Below are 2,203 nucleotides of genomic sequence, written 5' to 3' on the forward strand. Positions count from 1 at the left end.
TCGTATTTTTCCTCATCCGTAGCTGTCGTTAACTCATTCGCTTCCATATAAGGTACGATGATATATTTTTTCTTTTGTTTGTTATTTCCAATAATTGTTGGTAAATTCGCCATCTCTGAATAATAAGCGTCTCCATAACTTTCTAAATTCGGATAGTCTTTTATTGTAGTCAGAATGTCATCTTCTAATAACTTCAATGTTTTTGCATTATCAACTGTTCTTGTATGAACAAAGAATGTGATTGGATGCGATAATGAATTTAAGAAACGTTGAAAAGATAAATCAATAATTTCTTTTTCTTTTTCTGTTTTTAAATCATAGTTAATAGAGTTGCATTCGATAATCGCTCTATAGTGATGTTGACCTAAGTCAATCATTGAATCGGTAACATCTTTATACGGCAGGAATTCTTGTGCATTTTGAATGTCCTCCCTTGCAGATGTATCCGCTTGTTTTGGGTCTGTTTTCTTCAATTGATACATAACAGCCCATCCCATACCACCAAATAGAGCAAGTAATAAAACGGTTCCTATAATTACTCCTGTCATTCTTACACTTCCCTTCTACGGTTTATTAGTTTTTTTGTTTTTCTCTTTAAAGCACGTTTTCGACTGATATACTCCCATAATGTCATGTCCAATTTTTTCTTAAAGGCAAATGGTGTTCCTGATAGTAAACCAATAAGCCCTAAGAAACAGGCTATAATTCCGTTTCCAATTGTGACAAAGCTCAAAATGAAGAATAATGCTCCAAGACCGAAGCCACCTAATAACCAGAAAAATTGATTTAAATTTAATACGCCCCCAATAACTTTTTCCTTCTCTTTCATATCAGGAGGAACTGGATAAATCTTCATGAGAACTCACCCCTTTCATTGACTATAGTTAATGTTATATGATATATAATAGATAGTCTACGGATTACTATTCCTATATGGTTCGACTATATGGGGGAAGCTGTTCTACTTAATACATAATCGAAACACAAGATAAACGAACGAGAAATGAGAGGGTTTTATGAATAAAAAAATAGTAATTATGGAGTATAGTGATGGACAAATTGCTGTATTGTTTGAGGATAAAACGAGAAAGGTTATTAGTAGAGGCGAATTAGGTCTAATTCAATTAACACAACAACACCGTAAGAATCATAAAATAGAATATATGGAGTTAACTGAGCTTGAGGTTATTATTAGATTGAGCTTTATTAGAAGGTTTATAGAAAATAATGCATTAGATGGTTCTATGGATGAAGTTCAACTAAAACATCACATTGAGAAGTTGAAGTTTTACCAGAGGTATGGAATTATTTCTGATGAAGATTTTGAAGATTATATGAGTCGAATAGGGGCATAAAAAATAAAGTACCTAAAATAGGTACTTTATTGCATGAGAGGTAATAGTTTTTTATTCAGGATACGTTCGATGTTTTTAGGATTTTTATTGAACTCTTTATAACTTATCCTGATTAGTAAAAGCTCATTTGATATACAATATTCATCCTTTATTCTATCTTTTATTTGTCTTTCTCTAAACGATTCCTCTCCCCCAAAATGTTCAACAGGCTTCATATGTTGTATTCCATCAAATTCAATGAGGGTTACAATTTTATTTTCTTTAAAAACTGCAAAATCAAATCTAAGTTTCCCTTTATAAATACAATCATCAAAAGTGTATTCTTTTTCATATTCAATGTTCTTACTTTCAAGATAGTTCATTATAAGCTGTTCACCTTTACTGGAGTTGCATTTTATACAAACCGAACCTACCAACAAACTATCAGGATTCAAATCAAATATATGATTGCACTTCTTATGCCTAACTGTTATTTTTACTCTACTCCCCTGATACTCACTTAATAAGGTGTATTCATCACCATAGATATCCGCTATTTCTCTTTTGAATTCTTGATGTGTTTTTAATTTATTTAACCTTCTTCTTTGTTTTGTACATTCAGGGCATGTTGCTTTTCTTTGAAGAAATCCATCTGCTCTTGGGCTCCATTCGTACTCACACTTATTGTGTCTGATTTTAATCTTATTTGAATTACTTTTATACTGTCCTATCACACTGTATTCAGAGCCATAAATACTACTTATTTCTCTTACATAGTCTTCATGACTTTTCCTAATATTACCTGCACAAAAAGAACATCTCGCTCCTAATGAAATGAAATCATTTGGTCGAATATCATATTCCCTTCC

The 2,203-nt window shown here is 31.8% G+C and carries 3 protein-coding genes and 1 pseudogene; 1 reads left to right on the forward strand and 3 read right to left on the reverse strand.

Features of this window, described 5'->3' with window-relative positions:
- A pseudogene (locus tag MR160_RS33455) lies at positions 1-548 on the reverse strand (hypothetical protein); the annotation flags it as partial.
- Between the two features lie 2 nt (positions 549-550).
- The gene (locus tag MR160_RS33460) at positions 551-856 is read right to left on the reverse strand and encodes a PrgI family mobile element protein (RefSeq protein WP_242248189.1); all 306 of its coding nucleotides are present in this window, start codon (positions 854-856) and stop codon (positions 551-553) included.
- Positions 857-1,016: 160 nt separating this feature from the next.
- Between MR160_RS33460 and MR160_RS33465 the strand changes: the two genes are divergently transcribed.
- Entirely contained in the window at positions 1,017-1,355 is a 339-nt protein-coding gene (locus MR160_RS33465) for a hypothetical protein (protein WP_242299199.1), read from the forward strand.
- A 26-nt stretch (positions 1,356-1,381) separates the two neighbouring features.
- On the opposite strand, the gene MR160_RS33470 is transcribed toward MR160_RS33465, so the two are convergent.
- Positions 1,382-2,203, reverse strand: an 822-nt coding sequence (locus MR160_RS33470) for a hypothetical protein (protein WP_242299200.1), incomplete at its 5' end; no start/stop codon positions are given.

The sequence above is a fragment of the Bacillus cereus group sp. BfR-BA-01382 genome (assembly GCF_022663475.1).
Lineage (GTDB): Bacteria > Bacillota > Bacilli > Bacillales > Bacillaceae_G > Bacillus_A > Bacillus_A thuringiensis_S.

Excerpts from the sequence above, each read along its gene's own strand:
- MR160_RS33460 (WP_242248189.1), bottom strand. The coding sequence starts at position 856 with ATGAAGATTTATCCAGTTCCTCCTGATATGAAAGAGAAGGAAAAAGTT.
- MR160_RS33465 (WP_242299199.1), top strand. The coding sequence starts at position 1,017 with ATGAATAAAAAAATAGTAATTATGGAGTATAGTGATGGACAAATTGCT.